Annotated in this window: 17 protein-coding genes; 5 read left to right on the top strand and 12 right to left on the bottom strand. The window is 59.8% G+C overall.

Annotated features, from left to right (window positions below; genetic code table 11):
• Positions 1 to 6 precede the first annotated feature (6 nt).
• Positions 7 to 2,286, bottom strand: coding sequence for a phosphoenolpyruvate--protein phosphotransferase (gene ptsP, locus AC1MEW_RS04975; RefSeq protein ID WP_201198639.1), 2,280 nt, complete (start codon positions 2,284 to 2,286; stop codon positions 7 to 9).
• Between the two features lie 22 nt (positions 2,287 to 2,308).
• Complete coding sequence (locus tag AC1MEW_RS04970) at positions 2,309 to 2,788, bottom strand: RNA pyrophosphohydrolase (RefSeq protein WP_007945562.1); 480 nt, start codon at positions 2,786 to 2,788, stop codon at positions 2,309 to 2,311.
• Positions 2,789 to 2,931: 143 nt separating this feature from the next.
• Here AC1MEW_RS04970 and AC1MEW_RS04965 point away from each other — a divergent pair, with 143 nt between their 5' ends.
• Entirely contained in the window at positions 2,932 to 3,588 is a 657-nt protein-coding gene (locus AC1MEW_RS04965; protein ID WP_480425571.1) for a histidinol-phosphatase, read from the top strand.
• Between the two features lie 120 nt (positions 3,589 to 3,708).
• Here the strand turns inward: AC1MEW_RS04965 and AC1MEW_RS04960 are convergent, their stop codons facing one another.
• Positions 3,709 to 4,134, bottom strand: coding sequence for a DUF2269 family protein (locus AC1MEW_RS04960; RefSeq protein WP_201198643.1), 426 nt, complete (start codon positions 4,132 to 4,134; stop codon positions 3,709 to 3,711).
• A gap of 39 nt (positions 4,135 to 4,173) precedes the next feature.
• Entirely contained in the window at positions 4,174 to 5,688 is a 1,515-nt protein-coding gene (gene ilvA / locus AC1MEW_RS04955; RefSeq protein WP_201198645.1) for a threonine ammonia-lyase, biosynthetic, read from the bottom strand.
• Positions 5,689 to 6,035: 347 nt separating this feature from the next.
• Between ilvA and rpiA the strand changes: the two genes are divergently transcribed.
• Positions 6,036 to 6,710, top strand: coding sequence for a ribose-5-phosphate isomerase RpiA (gene rpiA, locus AC1MEW_RS04950; protein WP_123404076.1), 675 nt, complete (start codon positions 6,036 to 6,038; stop codon positions 6,708 to 6,710).
• A gap of 126 nt (positions 6,711 to 6,836) precedes the next feature.
• Here rpiA and AC1MEW_RS04945 read toward each other — a convergent pair whose 3' ends face one another.
• The 4 genes from AC1MEW_RS04945 to AC1MEW_RS04930 form a co-directional block, all read right to left on the bottom strand.
• Positions 6,837 to 7,754, bottom strand: coding sequence for an SdiA-regulated domain-containing protein (locus AC1MEW_RS04945; RefSeq protein ID WP_480425568.1), 918 nt, complete (start codon positions 7,752 to 7,754; stop codon positions 6,837 to 6,839).
• Positions 7,755 to 7,938: 184 nt separating this feature from the next.
• Complete coding sequence (locus tag AC1MEW_RS04940; protein ID WP_201198651.1) at positions 7,939 to 8,868, bottom strand: SdiA-regulated domain-containing protein; 930 nt, start codon at positions 8,866 to 8,868, stop codon at positions 7,939 to 7,941.
• Between the two features lie 272 nt (positions 8,869 to 9,140).
• Entirely contained in the window at positions 9,141 to 9,806 is a 666-nt protein-coding gene (locus AC1MEW_RS04935) for a fumarylacetoacetate hydrolase family protein (protein WP_201198653.1), read from the bottom strand.
• A 37-nt stretch (positions 9,807 to 9,843) separates the two neighbouring features.
• Positions 9,844 to 11,238, bottom strand: coding sequence for an FAD-binding oxidoreductase (locus AC1MEW_RS04930; RefSeq protein WP_201198655.1), 1,395 nt, complete (start codon positions 11,236 to 11,238; stop codon positions 9,844 to 9,846).
• 204 nt (positions 11,239 to 11,442) lie between these two features.
• Here AC1MEW_RS04930 and serA point away from each other — a divergent pair, with 204 nt between their 5' ends.
• Positions 11,443 to 12,672 carry a phosphoglycerate dehydrogenase gene (gene serA, locus AC1MEW_RS04925; RefSeq protein WP_201198657.1) on the top strand — a complete coding sequence of 410 codons (1,230 nt, stop codon included), beginning with the start codon at positions 11,443 to 11,445 and terminating at the stop codon, positions 12,670 to 12,672.
• A gap of 62 nt (positions 12,673 to 12,734) precedes the next feature.
• Here the strand turns inward: serA and AC1MEW_RS04920 are convergent, their stop codons facing one another.
• On the bottom strand, positions 12,735 to 13,160 hold the full coding sequence (locus tag AC1MEW_RS04920) for a DUF4399 domain-containing protein (RefSeq protein WP_201198660.1): 426 nt from the start codon (positions 13,158 to 13,160) through the stop codon (positions 12,735 to 12,737).
• Positions 13,161 to 13,295: 135 nt separating this feature from the next.
• Between AC1MEW_RS04920 and AC1MEW_RS04915 the strand changes: the two genes are divergently transcribed.
• Positions 13,296 to 13,883, top strand: a complete 588-nt coding sequence (locus AC1MEW_RS04915) for a transporter substrate-binding domain-containing protein (RefSeq protein ID WP_201256775.1) — start codon at positions 13,296 to 13,298, stop codon at positions 13,881 to 13,883.
• A 142-nt stretch (positions 13,884 to 14,025) separates the two neighbouring features.
• Here AC1MEW_RS04915 and AC1MEW_RS04910 read toward each other — a convergent pair whose 3' ends face one another.
• Complete coding sequence (locus AC1MEW_RS04910; RefSeq protein ID WP_480425566.1) at positions 14,026 to 14,511, bottom strand: 2-thiouracil desulfurase family protein; 486 nt, start codon at positions 14,509 to 14,511, stop codon at positions 14,026 to 14,028.
• A gap of 2 nt (positions 14,512 to 14,513) precedes the next feature.
• Positions 14,514 to 15,146 carry a 2OG-Fe(II) oxygenase gene (locus AC1MEW_RS04905; RefSeq protein WP_201198666.1) on the bottom strand — a complete coding sequence of 211 codons (633 nt, stop codon included), beginning with the start codon at positions 15,144 to 15,146 and terminating at the stop codon, positions 14,514 to 14,516.
• A 108-nt stretch (positions 15,147 to 15,254) separates the two neighbouring features.
• Between AC1MEW_RS04905 and AC1MEW_RS04900 the strand changes: the two genes are divergently transcribed.
• Entirely contained in the window at positions 15,255 to 16,007 is a 753-nt protein-coding gene (locus AC1MEW_RS04900; protein WP_201198668.1) for a DUF2059 domain-containing protein, read from the top strand.
• Between the two features lie 104 nt (positions 16,008 to 16,111).
• Here AC1MEW_RS04900 and bipL read toward each other — a convergent pair whose 3' ends face one another.
• Positions 16,112 to 17,059 carry a phospholipase BipL gene (gene bipL, locus AC1MEW_RS04895; protein ID WP_201198670.1) on the bottom strand — a complete coding sequence of 316 codons (948 nt, stop codon included), beginning with the start codon at positions 17,057 to 17,059 and terminating at the stop codon, positions 16,112 to 16,114.
• Positions 17,060 to 17,104: the final 45 nt, after the last annotated feature.

Raw genomic sequence — 17,104 nt, 5'->3', positions numbered from 1 at the left:
GCAGGTTTAGAGCGTCTTGACCGAAGCCGGATTAATCATCCGCGCCAACCCAAGGTTCTTCAGCGCCAATTGCAGCGAGCTGTGGATAACTTGCGGGTTGTCGATGGTCATCAGCTCAGCCAGCAATTCCTTGGCCTTGCTCAGGTTGATCTGGCGCAGCATCCACTTCACCTTCGGCAAGTTGGTGGCGTTCATCGACAGGCTGTCGAAGCCCATCGCCATCAACAACACTGCTGCCGCCGGGTCGCCGGCCATTTCGCCGCAGATACTCACCGGTTTGCCTTCGGCATGGGCGTCACGCACTACATTCTGCAAAGCTTGCAGCACCGCCGGGTGCAGGTAGTCGTAGAGGTCGGCCACTCGCGGGTTGTTCCGGTCCACCGCCAGCAGGTACTGGGTCAGGTCGTTGGAGCCAACCGACAGGAAGTCCACCATCCGCGCCAGTTCCTTGGTCTGGTACACCGCTGCCGGAATCTCGATCATCACGCCAATCGGCGGCATCGGCACGTCGGTGCCTTCGTCGCGGACTTCGCCCCACGCCCGGTGAATCAGGTGCAGGGCTTCTTCCAGCTCATGAATGCCGGAGATCATCGGCAGCAGAATCCGCAGGTTGTTCAAGCCTTCGCTGGCCTTGAGCATCGCGCGGGTCTGGACCAGGAAAATTTCCGGGTGGTCGAGGGTGACGCGAATCCCGCGCCAGCCGAGGAACGGGTTGTCTTCCTTGATCGGGAAGTACGACAGCGACTTGTCGCCGCCGATGTCCAGGCTGCGCATGGTCACCGGTTGCGGGTGGAACGCGGCGAGCTGCTCGCGATAGATCGCCAGTTGCTCTTTTTCGCTCGGGAAGCGCTGGTTGATCATGAACGGCACTTCGGTGCGGTACAGGCCCACGCCTTCAGCGCCACGCTTCTGCGCCCGCGCCACGTCCGCCAGCAGGCCGGTGTTGACCCACAGCGGCATGCGGTGGCCATCGACGGTGACGCACGGCAAGTCCCGCAGCGCATCGAGCCCGAGGGCCAGTTGTTTTTCTTCCTCGACCACTTCGGCGAACTGCTTGCGCAGCAAATCACTCGGGTTGGTATAGACCTCACCGTGGTAGCCGTCGACGATCATCTGGATGCCGTCGACCTTGGCGTACGGCAGGTCGACCAGGCCCATCACCGTCGGGATGCCCATGGCACGGGCCAGGATCGCGACGTGAGAGTTACCGGAACCGAGTACCGAGACCAGACCCACCAGCTTGCCTTCCGGCACCTCGCCGAGCATCGCCGGCGTCAGTTCTTCGCTGATCAGAATGGTGTTGTCGGGGTAGACCAGAGTCTGCTGGCGCTCTTCCTGCAAGTAGGCGAGCAGACGGCGACCGAGGTCCTTGACGTCCGAGGCGCGCTCACGCAGGTAGGCGTCGTCCATCAATTCGAAACGGTTGACGTGTTCGGTGACCACCTGACGCAACGCGCCCTGGGCCCACTGGCCAGTCTTGATCACGGTGGTGATTTCGCTACCCAGCGAGGCATCGTCGAGCATCATCAGGTAGACGTCGAACAGCGCGCGCTCTTCCGGGCGCAGCTGGGTCGCGAGCTTGGCGGACAAGGCACGCATGTCGGCGCGCACGCCTTCGATGGCGGTCTTGAACAGCCCGAGTTCGGCGTCGATGTCGGTGATGGTCTTGTCCGGCACCACGTCCAGATCGGCGGGTGGCAGCATGACTACCGCGGTACCGACCGCCGCACCCGGCGAACCCGGTACGCCGACGAACTTGGCTTCCTGGATACCTTTGCCCTGGCGGCCCAGGCCACGGATCGAACCGGTGGCCTCGGCGTGGGCGATAACGCCCGCCAGTTGCGCGCTCATGGTCACGAGGAAGGCTTCTTCACCTTCATCGAACTGGCGGCGTTCTTTTTGCTGAATGACCAACACGCCGACGACGCGACGGTGGTGAATGATCGGCGCCCCGAGGAATGAGGCGTAGCGTTCTTCACCGGTCTCGGCGAAGTAACGGTAGCGCGGGTGATCCGCGGCGTTTTCGAGGTTCAGGGGTTCTTCACGCGTGCCGACCAGGCCAACCAGACCTTCGTTGGGTGCCATGCTGACTTTGCCGATCGAGCGCTTGTTCAAGCCCTCGGTGGCCATCAGCACGAAGCGGTTGGTCTCTGGATCAAGCAGGTAGACCGAGCAGACCTGGCTGCCCATGGCCTCTTTGACGCGCAACACAATAATCCCCAACGCCGCCTTGAGATCCTTGGCGGAGTTAACTTCCTGGACGATCTTGCGCAGCGTATTGAGCATGGCTCGGGGTCGAACTCCGTCGTCAGTCGCGCGTTAAAAGGCGCGGGGCAAGCTCTTTGAGAGCGCGTCGATACACCTCGCGCTTGAATGTCACCACCTGGCCCAACGGATACCAATAACTGACCCAGCGCCAGCCATCGAATTCCGGTTTACCGGTCAAATCCATCCGCACCCGCTGCTCGTTGGAGATCAGGCGCAGGAGAAACCATTTCTGCTTCTGGCCGATGCACAGCGGTTGGCTGTGGGTACGGACCAGACGTTGCGGCAAACGATAGCGCAACCAGCCCCGGGTGCAGGCGAGAATTTCAACATCTTCGCGCTCCAGACCCACTTCTTCGTTCAACTCGCGGTACAAGGCGTCTTCCGGCGTCTCCTGGGGGTTGATCCCGCCCTGTGGAAACTGCCAGGCATCTTGATTGATACGGCGAGCCCATAGCACCTGGCCAGCATCATTCGTGAGAATGATCCCGACATTGGGGCGGAAACCATCGGGGTCGATCACGGCAACAACCTCGCAAACGCATGTCGCCGCATTGTTCCACAAAGGTTGTGAAGGCAGCAACGAGCCGGCCCACCTTATGTGCACTCTTGTGAAAAGTACGTATTCTGGGGGCCTTTCTACAGACTTTTCAGCGAGTAACTGCAATGCGGCTGGCTTTATTCGACTTGGACAACACGCTTTTGGGCGGCGACAGTGACCACGCCTGGGGCGATTACCTATGCGAACGCGGCTTTCTCGACGCCGTGACGTACAAGGCACGCAACGACGAGTTCTATCAGGACTACTTGGCGGGCAAGCTGGATAACGCCGAGTACCTGAACTTTTGCCTGGAAATCCTTGGCCGCACCGAGATGGCCACGCTGGATCAGTGGCATTCGGATTACATGCGCGACTGCATCGAACCGATCGTATTGCCCAAGGCCATCGAACTGCTGGCCAAACACCGCGAAGCCGGCGACAAACTGGTGATCATCACCGCCACCAACCGCTTCGTTACCGGGCCGATTGCCCTGCGCCTGGGTGTCGAAACCCTGATCGCCACTGAGTGCGAAATGGTCGATGGCCGTTATAGCGGGCGCAGTACCGACATTCCGTGCTTCCGTGAGGGCAAGGTGACACGGTTGAATCGTTGGTTGGAAGAGACGGGGTATTCATTGGAAGACAGCTATTTCTATAGCGATTCGATGAATGATTTGCCGTTGTTGGAGCAGGTGACGAATCCGGTTGCTGTGGACCCTGATCCGAATCTGCGGGCCGAGGCCGAGAAGCGTGGTTGGCCGGTGATGACTCTGCGCGACTGACATCGCCTTCGCGGGCAAGCTCGCTCCCACAGGATTTGTGAAAGGCCACAATGTTGTGATCGACACAAATCCCCTGTGGGAGCGAGCTTGCTCGCGATGGGGTCAACGCGGCCCAACGCCTTAAACCGGCTTGGCGCCCATCAACCCCGCAATCGCGATAAAGCAGACAAAACTGAACAACGCCAAGGCAAAGGTAAATTTACCCACGCCACCCGGCGCCTTGCGCAGTTTGTTGAGGCGCACCAGCAGCCAGAACCACGCCAGCGCCGCCACGGTGTAGAGCACGCTCGACGCCAGAATCCAGGTCTGCCCCAGCGGCCAACCCACCAGATGCACCATCCACCACCCCGTGAACGGCATGCTCAGCAACGCCAGGCCCATCAGCAGCCAAACGAACACCCGGGGCCGCTGCAACGTGCGACTTCCCGCCGTTGCGTCGCCCTTGCGCCGTGCAAGCCCGACCCAGATCGCCAGACCCAAGGCACTGGCCAGCAGCAACACCGTTGCCACCATATGAGCCATTTTCAGGGCGGTTAACGTTTCCATTGTTCGATTTCCTTATGACTTGCCCATCAGCGTAGCCGCTCAGCCGAGAAACAGCTTATAGGCCGGGTTGTCGCTTTCGTCCCAGTACGGGTAACCGATTTCTTCCAGCGCTGCCGGCACCAGATGACGTTCGTCATGCGGGACTTGCAGGCCGGCGACCACACGGCCATCCGCCGCTCCGTGGTTGCGGTAGTGGAACATCGAGATGTTCCAGCGCCCGCCCAGTTTGTTGAGGAAGTTGAACAGCGCTCCCGGACGCTCCGGGAATTCGAACCGCAGAATCACTTCATCAACCACATGCGCCGCGCGACCACCAACCATGTGGCGGATGTGCAACTTGGCCAGTTCGTTGTCGGTCAGGTCGAGTACCGGGAAGCCCTGCTCGCTCAGGCTGGCGATCAGCGCACTGCGCGGATCGGTTTCCGGGTGCGTCTGCACACCGACGAAGATGTGCGCTTCGCTGCCGGTGTTGTAGCGGTAGTTGAATTCGGTGATCTGGCGCTTGCCAATCGCCTCGCAGAACGCCTTGAAGCTGCCCGGCTTCTCGGGGATGGTCACGGCGATGATGGCTTCTCGGCCCTCGCCCAGTTCGGCGCGTTCGGCAACGTGGCGCAGGCGGTCGAAGTTGACGTTGGCGCCGGAGTCGATGGCCACGAAGGTGTGCCCGGTGACGCCGTTCAGCTCGACGTATTTCTTGATCCCGGCCACGCCAAGCGCGCCGGCAGGCTCGGTGATCGAGCGGGTATCGTCGTAGATATCCTTGATCGCCGCGCAGATTTCATCGGTACTGACGGTGATCACATCATCGACGTAGTCTTTGCAGATATCGAAGGTGTGCTTACCGATCTGGGCCACCGCCACGCCGTCGGCAAAGATGCCCACAGTCGGCAGAATCACCCGCTCGCCAGCGGCCATAGCGGCTTGCAAGCAGTTGGAGTCATCCGGCTCGACGCCGATGATTTTGATTTCAGGGCGCAGGTATTTCACGTAGGCCGCGATACCGGCGATCAAGCCGCCGCCGCCCACCGGGACGAAAATCGCATCCAGACGACCAGGGTGCTGGCGCAGAATCTCCATCGCCACCGTGCCCTGCCCGGCAATGGTGTGGGGATCGTCGTACGGGTGGATGTAGACGTAGCCTTTTTCGTCGACCAGTTTCAGCGAGTAGGCCAGGGCCTCCGGGAACGAATCACCGTGCAGCACCACTTTGCCGCCACGGGAACGCACGCCTTCGACTTTGATTTCGGGAGTGGTCTTGGGCATGACGATGGTCGCTTTGACGCCCAACACCTTGGCCGCCAGGGCCAGGCCTTGCGCGTGGTTGCCCGCCGATGCGGTGACCACACCACGAGCGCGTTCTTCATCGCTCAGTTGGGTCAGCTTGTTGTAGGCGCCGCGAATTTTGAACGAAAACACCGGCTGCAAGTCTTCGCGCTTGAGCCAAATATTGTTGCCCAGCCGCTCGGAGAGCTGGCGAGCAGTCTGCAATGGGGTTTCTACGGCAACGTCATAAACGCGCGAGGTGAGGATCTTTTTGACGTACTGTTCGAGCATCGGAAAGCATCACTGAGCGGGTTGGGCAGGGCCAAGGAGTCTAACCCGGCTTTTACCTGAGCGACCACACTAAACAGGTGGTTTTAACCTTCGGGGACACCGTCGATCCATTGTGGCGAGGGGGCTTGCCCCCGTTCGGCTGCGAAGCAGTCGTAAAACCTACTAATTTGATGTACCTGGAAGAATGCTGGGGAGCGCTTCGCACTCCAACGGGGGCAAGCTCCCTCGCCACAGGGATCTGCGCCGACCGCCTCATCTCCATCCCGCCAATCGGGCAATGACCTTCACCGCCCCGAAGCCTATAATGCCGGCCTTTCCGTTCCCTCCTTGCCCGCTTCGGAGCCCGCATGACCCAGGATCAACTCAAACAGGCAGTGGCTCAGGCCGCCGTCGACTTCATCCTTCCGAAACTCGACGACAAGAGCGTCGTCGGTGTCGGCACCGGCTCCACCGCCAACTGCTTCATTGATGCACTGGCCAAGCACAAGGGCGCTTTCGATGGCGCGGTCGCCAGTTCCGAAGCCACCGCCGCCCGCCTCAAGGGCCACGGCATTCCGGTGTATGAGCTGAACACCGTCAGCGACCTGGAGTTCTACGTCGACGGCGCCGACGAAAGCGACGAACACCTGAACCTGATCAAGGGTGGCGGCGCCGCCCTGACCCGCGAGAAGATCGTTGCGGCCGTGGCCAAGACCTTCATCTGCATCGCCGATGGCAGCAAACTGGTGCCGGTACTCGGCGCGTTCCCGCTGCCGGTGGAAGTGATCCCGATGGCCCGCAGCCACGTGGCCCGCGAGCTGGTGAAACTGGGCGGCGACCCGGTTTACCGTGAGGGCGTGCTGACTGACAACGGCAACATCATCCTCGACGTGTTCAACATGCAAATCACCAACCCGGTAGAGCTGGAAACGCAGATCAATGCGATCGTCGGCGTGGTGACCAACGGTTTGTTCGCGGCGCGTCCGGCAGATTTGCTGTTGTTGGGCACGAGCGAAGGCGTAAAAACCCTGCGCGCTGAATAAGCCATACACAGATCCCAATGTGGGAGCGGGCTTGCTCGCGAAGAGGCCGTGTCAGTCGATAGAGATGTCGACTGACAAACCGCTTTCGCGAGCAAGCCCGCTCCCACATTGGGTTTGTGGTGATTGTTAGGGTTTTGTCGGTTTTTTGAAGGTGTAGAACAGGTTCGGTTCGCTGACGAGGTACAAGGTGCCGTCGTCGTCCATCGCGATCCCTTCCGCCTGCGGCACGGTCTTTTGCAGGCCCTGGCGCCCACTGTTCAGTGACATCGTACTCAGCGGCCGGCCGTCGATATCCAATTCCAGAATCAGCCGTGACTCATCGGACAGCGCCATCAAGTGGCCGCTGCGCTCATCGTATTGCAGGCTCGACAGGTCTCGCACAAACATCCCGGCATCGCGCTTGGGGTTGTTGACGACGTGTACAGCGTAGGATTTCTCCGGGTTGTAATGCGGGAAACCCTGCACTTCGTAGATCAGCATCGGGTCGCGCTCCTTGGCGACAAACAGCCGCTTGCCCACCGAGTCATAAGCCAACCCTTCAAAGCCCTTGTTGCCGCTCATGTGCACGCCAAGGGTCATTTGCTCGGCGTCCGCGGCATCGAGGAACGTCGTGCCCTTCTCCAGATGAATCTTGATCAGCCGCTGCTGGCGCTCATCGGTCACCACGTAGGTATCGGCGCTGATGAACTCCACCGCCTCCGGGTCACCGAAGCCGATCAGCGCCACCCGCCGCAGGAGCTTGCCGTCCAGGGACAGCTCGATCAGCTCGGCGTTTTTGTTGGTCACGGTGAACAGGCTTTTGCGCACAGGATCGTAGGTCAGTGCCGAGACGTCGTCGTTCAACCCGTCAATGACGTGCGCCTCGACCACGACTTGATACTGGTCGAGGCCAATCGACTGGGCATTTTCCGGCAGCCAGACCGTCTGAAGGTTGAACCAGGCACGTTCGAACAGACGCAAGTACTGGCCCACCGCGACGAGCACGCTCAGCGCAATCACCGACAGAATCAAAATCAGGGGTTTGGGGCGGGCAAGTCGACGCATTCAGGCAAGCTCGAAAACAGGGCGGGCGGATGAAATATCACGGCCGTCTGAATTCAAGCTTAATGGCCAGTAGCCTTGAACCACAACCGTGGGAGCGAGCTTGCTCGCGATGGCGATCTCAAGGACGCCTTCGCCGGCAAGCCGGACTCCTACAGGTGTTTCCCGCAGGGCGGGGGGAATGTGGTTACTTTTGCTTTTCGAAGCGATAGAACAGGTTCGGCTCACTGACCATGTACAGCGTGCCCGCTTCGTCCATGGCCACGCCCTCGGCGCGGGGAATGGTCTTCTTCAAGCCGTTGAAACCGCCCAGCAGGGTCATGAAGCTGACCTGATCGCCCTTCTCGTCCAACTCAATCAGCAGGTGCGAGTCGGCGGACAGCACCAGGGTGTGACCAGTGCGCGGGTCGATGGTCAAGGCCGACAGGTTACGGATGTCCAGATCGTTATTAATCAGTTTCTCTTTGTCGCCCTTAAGGCTCTGGCTGCCGTCGCTCTTCCAGCGGAACAGTGCTGGCGGACGCTCTTCACCCAGCAAAAGCTGCTGATTGCGCGGGTCCCAGGCAACGGCTTCGAAGGCCTTGTTCTGGTCTTTTGACGGGCCCAGATCGTATTTCGGGAAGTTGTCGCGGTTCAGTTCGCGGGTAGTGGCATCGACCTTGATGATGGACAGCATGTGCTCTCGCTCATCGGTGATGGCCAGCAGACCGTTGCCCATGACCGTCACACCTTCCGGATTGACCCAACCCACCAGCGGCATCTTGCGCAGCACATCGCCCTGCAACGTCAACTCGACCAGGAACGGGTTCTTGCCCATGACCGAAAACAGGGTTTTTGTCTGCGGGTCGTAGGACAGGTCCGAAGCTTCGTCCTTTTCCATGCCCGGCAGCAGTTTGGCGTCGATCACCGCCCGATAATCCGGCAGCCAGACACTTTGCTGGCGTTCGGCCGGGCTTTCGAAGCTCTCCTTGACCCAATGCACAGCGCGGTTGTCCCAATGCATCGCGAACGCGAGGCCATAGCCCGCCGCCGCAGCCAGCAACAGCCAGTAATACCAGCGCATGAGGAATCGTGGACGACGAGGAGTTTGCAGGGGCGGGAGCGGTTGCGTTGCCATCAGGGGATGCGTTCCAAAATTCAGGCTAGAGGTAATAGCACAAACGGGCAGGCTCAGCCGCCAAGAGTCCCGGATTTTCCAGACAGGATGTGAAAAAAACGGAAAATGGCTGGAAAGCCTTGTGTGGGCAGATGCAGTTTGCGGGCAGGATCACAAAACCAATGTGGGAGCGGGCTTGCTCGCGAAAGCGGTGGATCAGTCAACATCGTCGTTGAATGACACACCGCTTTCGCGAGCAAGCCCGCTCCCACAGGGGTTCAGCGGTGTTGCAGTTAGCGGACGCTGCTGGTGAAGCTGCTCGCACCGGCCAGTTCCAGCACCAGGTCGTCACCGACATTCAGCGGGCCAACACCCACCGGGGTGCCGGTCAGAATCACGTCACCCGCCTGCAGCGAGAAGCAGCCAGCCATGTACTGAATCATCGGCACGATCGGGTTGAGCATGTCCTTGCTGTTGCCATCCTGGCGCACTTCGCCGTTGATGGTCAGGCGAATGCCGATATCGGTCAGGTCGGCAAAGGTGCTGCCAGACACGAATGGGGCAATCACCGCCGCGCCGTCGAAGGACTTGGCGACTTCCCACGGCAAGCCCTTGGATTTCAGCTCGGCCTGTTTGTCCCGCAGGGTCAGGTCCAGGGCCGGAGCGAAACCGGAGATCGCGTCGAGCACTTCTTCACGGCTCGGCTTGGTCGACAGCGGCTTGCCGATCAACACAGCGATTTCCGCTTCGTAGTGCACCGAGCCACGCTCGGTCGGAATGGCAAAACCGCCTTCCAGCGGTACCACGCAACTGCCCGGCTTGATGAACAGCAACGGCTCGGTAGGCACCGGATTGTCCAGTTCCTTAGCGTGTTCGGCGTAGTTGCGGCCGATGCACACCACTTTCCCGAGCGGGAAGTGAATACGCGTACCGTCGACATACTGGTGCTGATAGCTCATTACCGACTCCTGCTCGTGGATTCTTAAAACTCGCGGATCACACCGCGAAGATCTTGCCCGGGTTCATGATGCCGTTCGGGTCGAACACAGCCTTGACGGCTTTCATGTACTCGATCTCAACCGGGGAACGGCTGTAGGTCAAGTAGTCACGCTTGGTCATGCCCACGCCGTGCTCGGCGGAAATCGAACCGTTGTACTTCTCGACGGTTTCGAATACCCACTTGTTCACCGTAGCGCACTTGGCAAAGAACTCGTCCTTGCTCAGGTTATCCGGCTTGAGAATGTTCAAGTGCAGGTTGCCGTCGCCGATATGGCCGAACCAGACGATTTCGAAGTCCGGGTAATGTTCGCCGACGATCGCGTCGATTTCCTTCAGGAACGCCGGGACTTTCGATACGGTGACCGAAATGTCGTTCTTGTACGGCGTCCAGTGGGAGATCGTTTCGGAGATGTATTCGCGCAGCTTCCAGAGGTTCTGCAACTGGGTTTCGCTCTGGCTCATCACGCCGTCCAGCACCCAGCCCTGCTCGACGCAATGTTCGAAAGTTTCCAGGGCATGGTTGGCCACTTCTTCGGTGGTCGCTTCGAATTCCAGCAGCGCGTAGAACGGGCAATCGGTTTCGAACGGTGCCGGCACATCGCCGCGGCCCATGACCTTGGCCAGGGCTTTGTCGGAGAAGAATTCGAACGCGGTCAGGTCCAGTTTGCTCTGGAACGCGTGCAGTACCGGCATGATCGAGTCGAAATCGGTGGTGCCGAGGACCATCGCGGTGAGGTTTTTCGGCGCACGGTCCAGACGCATGGTCGCTTCGACCACAAAACCGAGGGTGCCTTCGGCGCCGATGAACAGCTGGCGCAGGTCGTAGCCGGTGGCGTTCTTGATCAGGTCGCGATTCAGTTCCAGCAGATCGCCCTTGCCGGTGACGACTTTCATGCCGGCCACCCAGTTGCGGGTCATGCCGTAGCGAATAACCTTGATCCCGCCGGCATTGGTGCCGATATTACCGCCAATCTGGCTCGAACCTGCCGAAGCGAAGTCCACCGGGTAGTACAACCCGTGTTCTTCGGCCTTGTTCTGCAACTGCTCAGTGACCACACCCGGCTGACAAACGGCCGTACGGTCGGTGAGGTTTACCTCGAGAATCTGGTTCATGTAGTCGAACGAGACGACCACTTCGCCATTGGCCGCCACGGCAGCGGCGGACAACCCGGTGCGCCCACCGGACGGCACCAGCGCGACCTTGTGCTCATTGGCCCAACGGACAATGGCCTGGACCTGCTCGGTGGTCTTGGGGAACACGATGGCGGTGGGCGCGGGGGCGAAATGCTTGGTCCAATCCTTACCGTAAGCATTCAGGGAGTCGGCGTCGGTCAGGACCTTGCCAGGCTCAACCAGGGTCTTCAGCTCTTCAATCAGGGAAGGATTGGTCATCGACAGAACTCTCGAACAATTCATGGTCATCCTGAGAACGCTTCACGTCGCAGGAATGAGTGTTTAGCGGGGTGCGTATGCTAGCATACCGACCCCGCAGGGTAGTGCCCAAAGGCTATTCTGCGGTGACGGCATTGTTGCCGTCCGGGTCAGCATCTGCTGGCTACTTCCTGCCAATTTTCTCCGGGATACAGGTTTACGCAGATGAGCAAGACTTCTCTCGATAAGAGCAAGATCAAGTTCCTTCTTCTCGAAGGCGTCCACCAATCGGCTGTCGACGTTCTCAAGTCGGCTGGCTACACCAGCATCGAGTACCTTACAGGTTCTCTGCCGGAAGCCCAGCTGAAGGAAAAGATCGCTGATGCGCACTTCATCGGCATTCGCTCTCGCACTCAACTGACCGAAGAGATCTTCGATCACGCGAAGAAGCTCGTGGCTGTAGGGTGTTTCTGCATCGGCACCAACCAGGTTGACCTGAACGCTGCCCGCGAACGCGGTATCGCCGTGTTCAACGCCCCGTACTCCAACACTCGCTCCGTTGCCGAGCTGGTGCTGGCCGAAGCGATCCTGTTGCTGCGCGGCATCCCTGAGAAGAACGCTTCCTGCCACCGTGGCGGCTGGATCAAGAGCGCGGCCAATTCCTTCGAGATCCGTGGCAAGAAGCTCGGCATCGTCGGTTACGGCTCGATCGGTACGCAACTGTCGGTCCTGGCTGAAGGCCTGGGCATGCAGGTGTTCTTCTACGACACCGTGACCAAGCTGCCATTGGGCAACGCGACTCAGGTCGGTAACCTGACCGAGCTGCTGGGCATGTCCGACATCGTCACCCTGCACGTACCGGAAACCGCAGCCACCCAGTGGATGATCGGCGAGAAGGAAATCCGCGCTATCAAGAAGGGCGGCATCCTGATCAACGCCGCTCGCGGCACCGTGGTCGAACTGGACGCCCTGGCGGACGCGATCAAGGACAAGCACCTGATCGGCGCGGCCATCGACGTATTCCCGGTGGAGCCTCGCTCCAACGACGAAGAGTTCGAGAGCCCGCTGCGTGGCCTGGACAACGTGATCCTGACCCCGCACATCGGTGGTTCCACCGCTGAAGCGCAAGCCAACATCGGTCTGGAAGTGGCAGAAAAACTGGTCAAGTACAGCGACAACGGTACGTCCGTATCGTCGGTGAACTTCCCGGAAGTGGCCCTGCCGGCTCACCCTGGCAAGCACCGTCTGCTGCACATCCACCAGAACATTCCGGGTGTGATGAGCGAGATCAACAAGGTCTTCGCCGAAAACGGTATCAACATCTCCGGTCAGTTCCTGCAGACCAACGAGAAAGTCGGCTACGTGGTTATCGACGTAGACGCCGACTACTCGGAAATCGCCCAAGAGAAACTGCAGCACATCAACGGCACCATTCGTTGCCGTGTACTGTTCTGATAACTGCTTGAGCGACAAAAAAAGGGAACCCTCGGGTTCCCTTTTTCATGCCTGCGGAAAAGTTACTTCACCGTCACGGTGATCTTTTCCGAGACGATTGGCGGATCGAAAGCCATGTGGTTCTTGTCGCCCAGTTCGAGTTGCAACGTGTGCTGGCCTGGGGTCAATGTCACCTCGGTTTCAGTCTGGGCCTTGCCGAAGTGCACATGATTGGCATCTGACGGGATCACCGAACCGGCAGGAATGACCTCCTTGGCGTCGATCAGCAGGTGGTGGTGGCCGGTGTTCGCAGTGGCGTCACCCGCCGGAGCCAGAGCAACGCCTTTGACTTCAAACTTGACCTTGAACGTCTTGCCAACAGTTTCGCCGCTGGTTGGCGAGCCGATGTTCACTGCGGCACCTTGCGGGGCCGGGGTAGCTGCGCTGGCCATCATCGAAGCGCCCAGCAAAAGGGCCGCCAAAACAGCACGTGACATGAATGTTTGCATTCTCTTCTCCAGTTTTTTCGTAAAATCCGCTTGGCCGTGACAACTTCACGGCTATTCGTTGTCGAAGGACCTCAATAACCATAGCAAAGCGCGCCTGAACCAGAGCGACGCGATAATGAATTCAAAGGAGTGACCATGCGTTTTTTGCCTGGCCTGATCTGCCTGCTACCCCTTTTGAGCCCTTTGGCTCATGCCGAACTGATTGATGACGTTAACGACCGTGGCGAATTGCGCATTGCCCTGGAAGCCAATACACCGCCATTCAATTTCAAGGACGACGGCAAACTCACAGGGTTTGAAGTCGAGCTGGGTCAGTTGCTGGCCAATGAACTGGATGTGCGGGCCGACTTCGTTGTCACTGAGTCAAACGATCTGCTGCCAGGCGTTGAAACCGGCAAGTACGACGTCGCCATCAACCACATAGCAGTGACCGCGAATCTGAAGGATCGTTTCGACTTCAGCGAACCTTACAGCCACACCGATGCGCAATTGATCACACAGAAAGAAGAAGCGCCGCGCTCGATGCTGCTGGTGCAGTCGCTGAAGGAAGAGGCGCCCAAGGCGAGCCAGCCAGTGAGCCTGGCGATTCCGTTCCAGAAAGGAAACCCGGCATTCCACGCCAGCCTCGACAACGCGTTGCAGCGGATCAAGGCGGATGGTCGGTTGGAGGCGTTGACGCAGAAGTGGTTTGGGGCGGATACGAGCGTAGAGCCCAAACCCTGATTAACCCGCAATAGATCAAGTGCTGGAGGTCCAATGTTGGAGCGGGCTTGCTCGCGAATGCGGTGTGTCATTCAATGATGATGCTGACTGATCCACCGCTTTCGCGAGCAAGCCCGCTCCCACAGGGGTTTTGTGTAAGTCGTCAGTCTTGCGCGATTAATGCCACTGCGGCTTGCGGCAACTCAAGTTCGCTGAACACTTGGACTCCATGGCGCTTAAGCAACGCCGTCGTCACCCCTTCGCCACTGACCTTCACCCCACTGAAGCTCCCGTCATAGGTCAGCAAATTCCCGCACGACGGACTATTAGCCTTCAAAACGGCAATCCGGATGCCGTGCTTCTGCACCAGCTCCAACGCTTGATAAGCCCCCGAAAGAAACGCCGCGCTGACGTCGTCACCCTCGGTAGTGATCACCGGCGCACGGCCATCCAGCACGTCACCACCCTGCCCGCCCGGAATCTCCGCCGCAGCCCTTGGCGTCGGCAACCCGCCGGCCATTTCCGGGCACAACGGCACGACCCGGCCTTCGGCGACCCACTGATCCAGCAAATCAAACGGCCCACTGGCCCCACCGTCGTAGCGCACGCGGTGGCCCAACAGGCAGCGGCTGACCAGAATCTTTTGCATGATCAGAACGGCTCGTTGCCACGACGCCGGAACCAGCCCGTCAACGACAGGCGCTCCCGGGTCGCAGGCAGGACTTCGTGGGGCACTTCGCCCGACAGGAATACCACCAGGCAGCCACCAGTAGGCACGACGTTGTGTTCGACGCCATCCTCCAGGTACATGCGCAGTTCGCCGCCGTGCTCGGGCAGCCAGGCGTCATTGAGGTAGATCACCGCCGAGACCATGCGCCGGTCGTCGTCGCGGAAACGGTCCACATGCTTGAGGTAGAAAGCACCGGGCGGGTACAGGGCGAAGTGGCTTTCGAAGTCTTCCAGACCGAGGAACAACCCGCGATTCATCGCCTCGCGCAGGCTGTCCATCAAACTCAGATAACTGTCGCAGGCCTCGGTTTCACCGGGTTCGAGCCACTGAATGTGGTCGCCACGAATGCCTTCGCGAATCTCTGAAGTCGGCCCACGGCCCACCGCCGCCGGGGCCAGTTCACCCTCGGCCGCACGTTTACGGCACTCAGCCGCCAGTTCCCGGGTCAGACCCAGAGGCAGGAAAATATTCTGCCGCGACCAGCCACGTTCGGCCAAGTCGTCGACGATACGTAACAGCAGCGGGTGATCAGAGGGTATTTGCATGGCGCGCATAGTATTCCTGTGCCTGCAAATCCGACAGAGCCGCGCAGCGGGCTGATACGAATTCTCGACAAGTTCTTGTACCGCACGGAGAATAGTCGCCTGCTGACAGGAGTCCCTATGCGCCGTTTGCTTTTTTCACTGTTGATGTTCTGTGTTTTGCCCGCTTGGGCAGACGGCCACGACCAGTTGTACAAGGTCGCCGGTTGGCCAGACCAACGCGCGCATTTCAACGACGCACTCTCGGCCGCTCAGCAGCGCTACCAGAACAGCTTGCCGCCAGCGGTGTTTCAGGCTCTGGTGAACAACAGCAACCAGCGCTTCGCCCCCCAAGCCATGGACCAGCGCGCCGAAGCGCAATTGCGCAAGACCCTGGCCGACCCGAAACCGGCCCTGACTTTCTTTCAAACTCCACTGGGCAAGAAAATCGTCGCCGCCGAACTGCTGGCGACCCGGCGCGATCAACTGGCGAAAAACGCCAAGGGCTTGCCCAAGATCGAGGCCAGCGACACGCGTCTGTTGATCATCGGCCATCTGGCCCAAGCCTTACCGGCCCGCGAGGCAGGTGCTGAAGTCACCTTGGCAATTGCCGGCATCGCGGCGGACAGTCTGAGTTCGATGATCCCCGGTTTGCTCGGTGGCGGTCAGGCGCCAGGGATGTTGAATGGTCAGCGCCAGCGCTTGATGGATCAGATTGGCACCGACCTCAACAACACGCTGCTCTACGTTTATCGCGACTTGTCGGATAACGAACTGGAAGAATTCGCCACGTTTGCCGAATCGGCTGAGGGCAAGGCGTATTACCAGGCAGCGCTGGCGGCGATTCGCGCGGGGTTGGCGGTGGGGCAAAGCACCTCGAATTTAAATCAGTAATTTTGGGCGTTTGGAAGATTGCCTTCGCGGGCAAGCCCGCTCCCACATTGGAATGCATTTCAAATGTGGGAGCGGGCTTGCCCGCGAAGAGGCCCTAACAGCCGCTACAGATTCCGGCCTTTAATCCGCTTCGTCAAAAACCCGAAATACTCTTCCCGCAACGCCAGCGTCTCGTTCGCCAGATGATGCCGCGCCTCAGGCAGCATCAACACCTGCGGCCGATCAAACTTGGCCTTCAACACCTCCAGGTTGTGCTCCCAGTCCACCGTCATGTCCGCCTGCCCCTGCACGATCAGCGGCCGTCGTGGGCTGTTCGGTGCGGCCTCGACGCGCTTGATCCAGCGTCCCAACGCGCCCACCCACGCCGTCGGCAAACGCAGCGGCTGCAACGGGTCGGCGAGCAGAAATGGCAAGAACGCCGGGTCATTGGAGTTCTCGCTGAAACGCCGGGCAATGCCTTTGACGAAGGGCTTGAGCAGGTAATAGCTCAACTGCGACCAACCCCAGGCTCGCGGTCGTACCAGCGGCGACAGCAAAATCAACTGACCCTGAGCCGGACTGTTCGCACCTTGGTTCAGCACATGATCAATCACGATCGCCCCGCCAGTGCTCTGCCCGCACAGGTGCCACGGCTGCGGCAAATTCAGCGACTGCGCTTCAGTGAACAAGCCTTGCAGGGTGTCCTGATACTCGGCGAAATCCTTGATGCTCGCGCGCTCGCCGCTGGACAGGCCATGCCCCGGCAAATCGCAGGCGATCACCGCAAACCCCTGATCCAGCGCCCACTCAATCACATGCCGATAGAGCCCGGTGTGATCGTAGAAGCCGTGAAACAGGAACAACGTCGCCTTCGCCCGCGCCGGCCACCAGACCTGGCTGACCACCTCATAACCATCGACCGCGAAACGACCGAGCCCCTTGCGCAGCGTACGTCCGGGGAAATCCAGCCCATAAAACGTCTGATAGGCCTGGCCCTCAGTCGACAACGGCTGCCACTCGGCCAATGGCCGCAGGCCGGCGCGCAAATGATCGGGAGTGAAAGTGGCAGGCATGGTTATTCCAGAACGTGAAACAGACTTTATGGGCCTGCGATATTC

The organism is Pseudomonas sp. ASL4 (assembly GCF_056680395.1).
This window is presented reverse-complemented; position numbering and strand designations above follow the sequence as displayed.

What these genes read in the sequence shown, in the direction of transcription:
- serA (WP_201198657.1), top strand. Translation starts at nt 11,443, where the DNA reads ATGAGCAAGACTTCTCTCGATAAGAGCAAGATCAAGTTCCTTCTTCTC.
- AC1MEW_RS04910 (WP_480425566.1), bottom strand. Translation starts at nt 14,511, where the DNA reads ATGCAAAAGATTCTGGTCAGCCGCTGCCTGTTGGGCCACCGCGTGCGC.
- ptsP (WP_201198639.1), bottom strand. Translation starts at nt 2,286, where the DNA reads ATGCTCAATACGCTGCGCAAGATCGTCCAGGAAGTTAACTCCGCCAAG.
- AC1MEW_RS04960 (WP_201198643.1), bottom strand. Translation starts at nt 4,134, where the DNA reads ATGGAAACGTTAACCGCCCTGAAAATGGCTCATATGGTGGCAACGGTG.
- AC1MEW_RS04940 (WP_201198651.1), bottom strand. Translation starts at nt 8,868, where the DNA reads ATGGCAACGCAACCGCTCCCGCCCCTGCAAACTCCTCGTCGTCCACGA.
- AC1MEW_RS04935 (WP_201198653.1), bottom strand. Translation starts at nt 9,806, where the DNA reads ATGAGCTATCAGCACCAGTATGTCGACGGTACGCGTATTCACTTCCCG.
- AC1MEW_RS04930 (WP_201198655.1), bottom strand. Translation starts at nt 11,238, where the DNA reads ATGACCAATCCTTCCCTGATTGAAGAGCTGAAGACCCTGGTTGAGCCT.
- AC1MEW_RS04900 (WP_201198668.1), top strand. Translation starts at nt 15,255, where the DNA reads ATGCGCCGTTTGCTTTTTTCACTGTTGATGTTCTGTGTTTTGCCCGCT.
- AC1MEW_RS04965 (WP_480425571.1), top strand. Translation starts at nt 2,932, where the DNA reads ATGCGGCTGGCTTTATTCGACTTGGACAACACGCTTTTGGGCGGCGAC.
- AC1MEW_RS04915 (WP_201256775.1), top strand. Translation starts at nt 13,296, where the DNA reads ATGCGTTTTTTGCCTGGCCTGATCTGCCTGCTACCCCTTTTGAGCCCT.
- AC1MEW_RS04945 (WP_480425568.1), bottom strand. Translation starts at nt 7,754, where the DNA reads ATGCGTCGACTTGCCCGCCCCAAACCCCTGATTTTGATTCTGTCGGTG.
- AC1MEW_RS04920 (WP_201198660.1), bottom strand. Translation starts at nt 13,160, where the DNA reads ATGCAAACATTCATGTCACGTGCTGTTTTGGCGGCCCTTTTGCTGGGC.
- rpiA (WP_123404076.1), top strand. Translation starts at nt 6,036, where the DNA reads ATGACCCAGGATCAACTCAAACAGGCAGTGGCTCAGGCCGCCGTCGAC.
- bipL (WP_201198670.1), bottom strand. Translation starts at nt 17,059, where the DNA reads ATGCCTGCCACTTTCACTCCCGATCATTTGCGCGCCGGCCTGCGGCCA.
- AC1MEW_RS04905 (WP_201198666.1), bottom strand. Translation starts at nt 15,146, where the DNA reads ATGCGCGCCATGCAAATACCCTCTGATCACCCGCTGCTGTTACGTATC.
- ilvA (WP_201198645.1), bottom strand. Translation starts at nt 5,688, where the DNA reads ATGCTCGAACAGTACGTCAAAAAGATCCTCACCTCGCGCGTTTATGAC.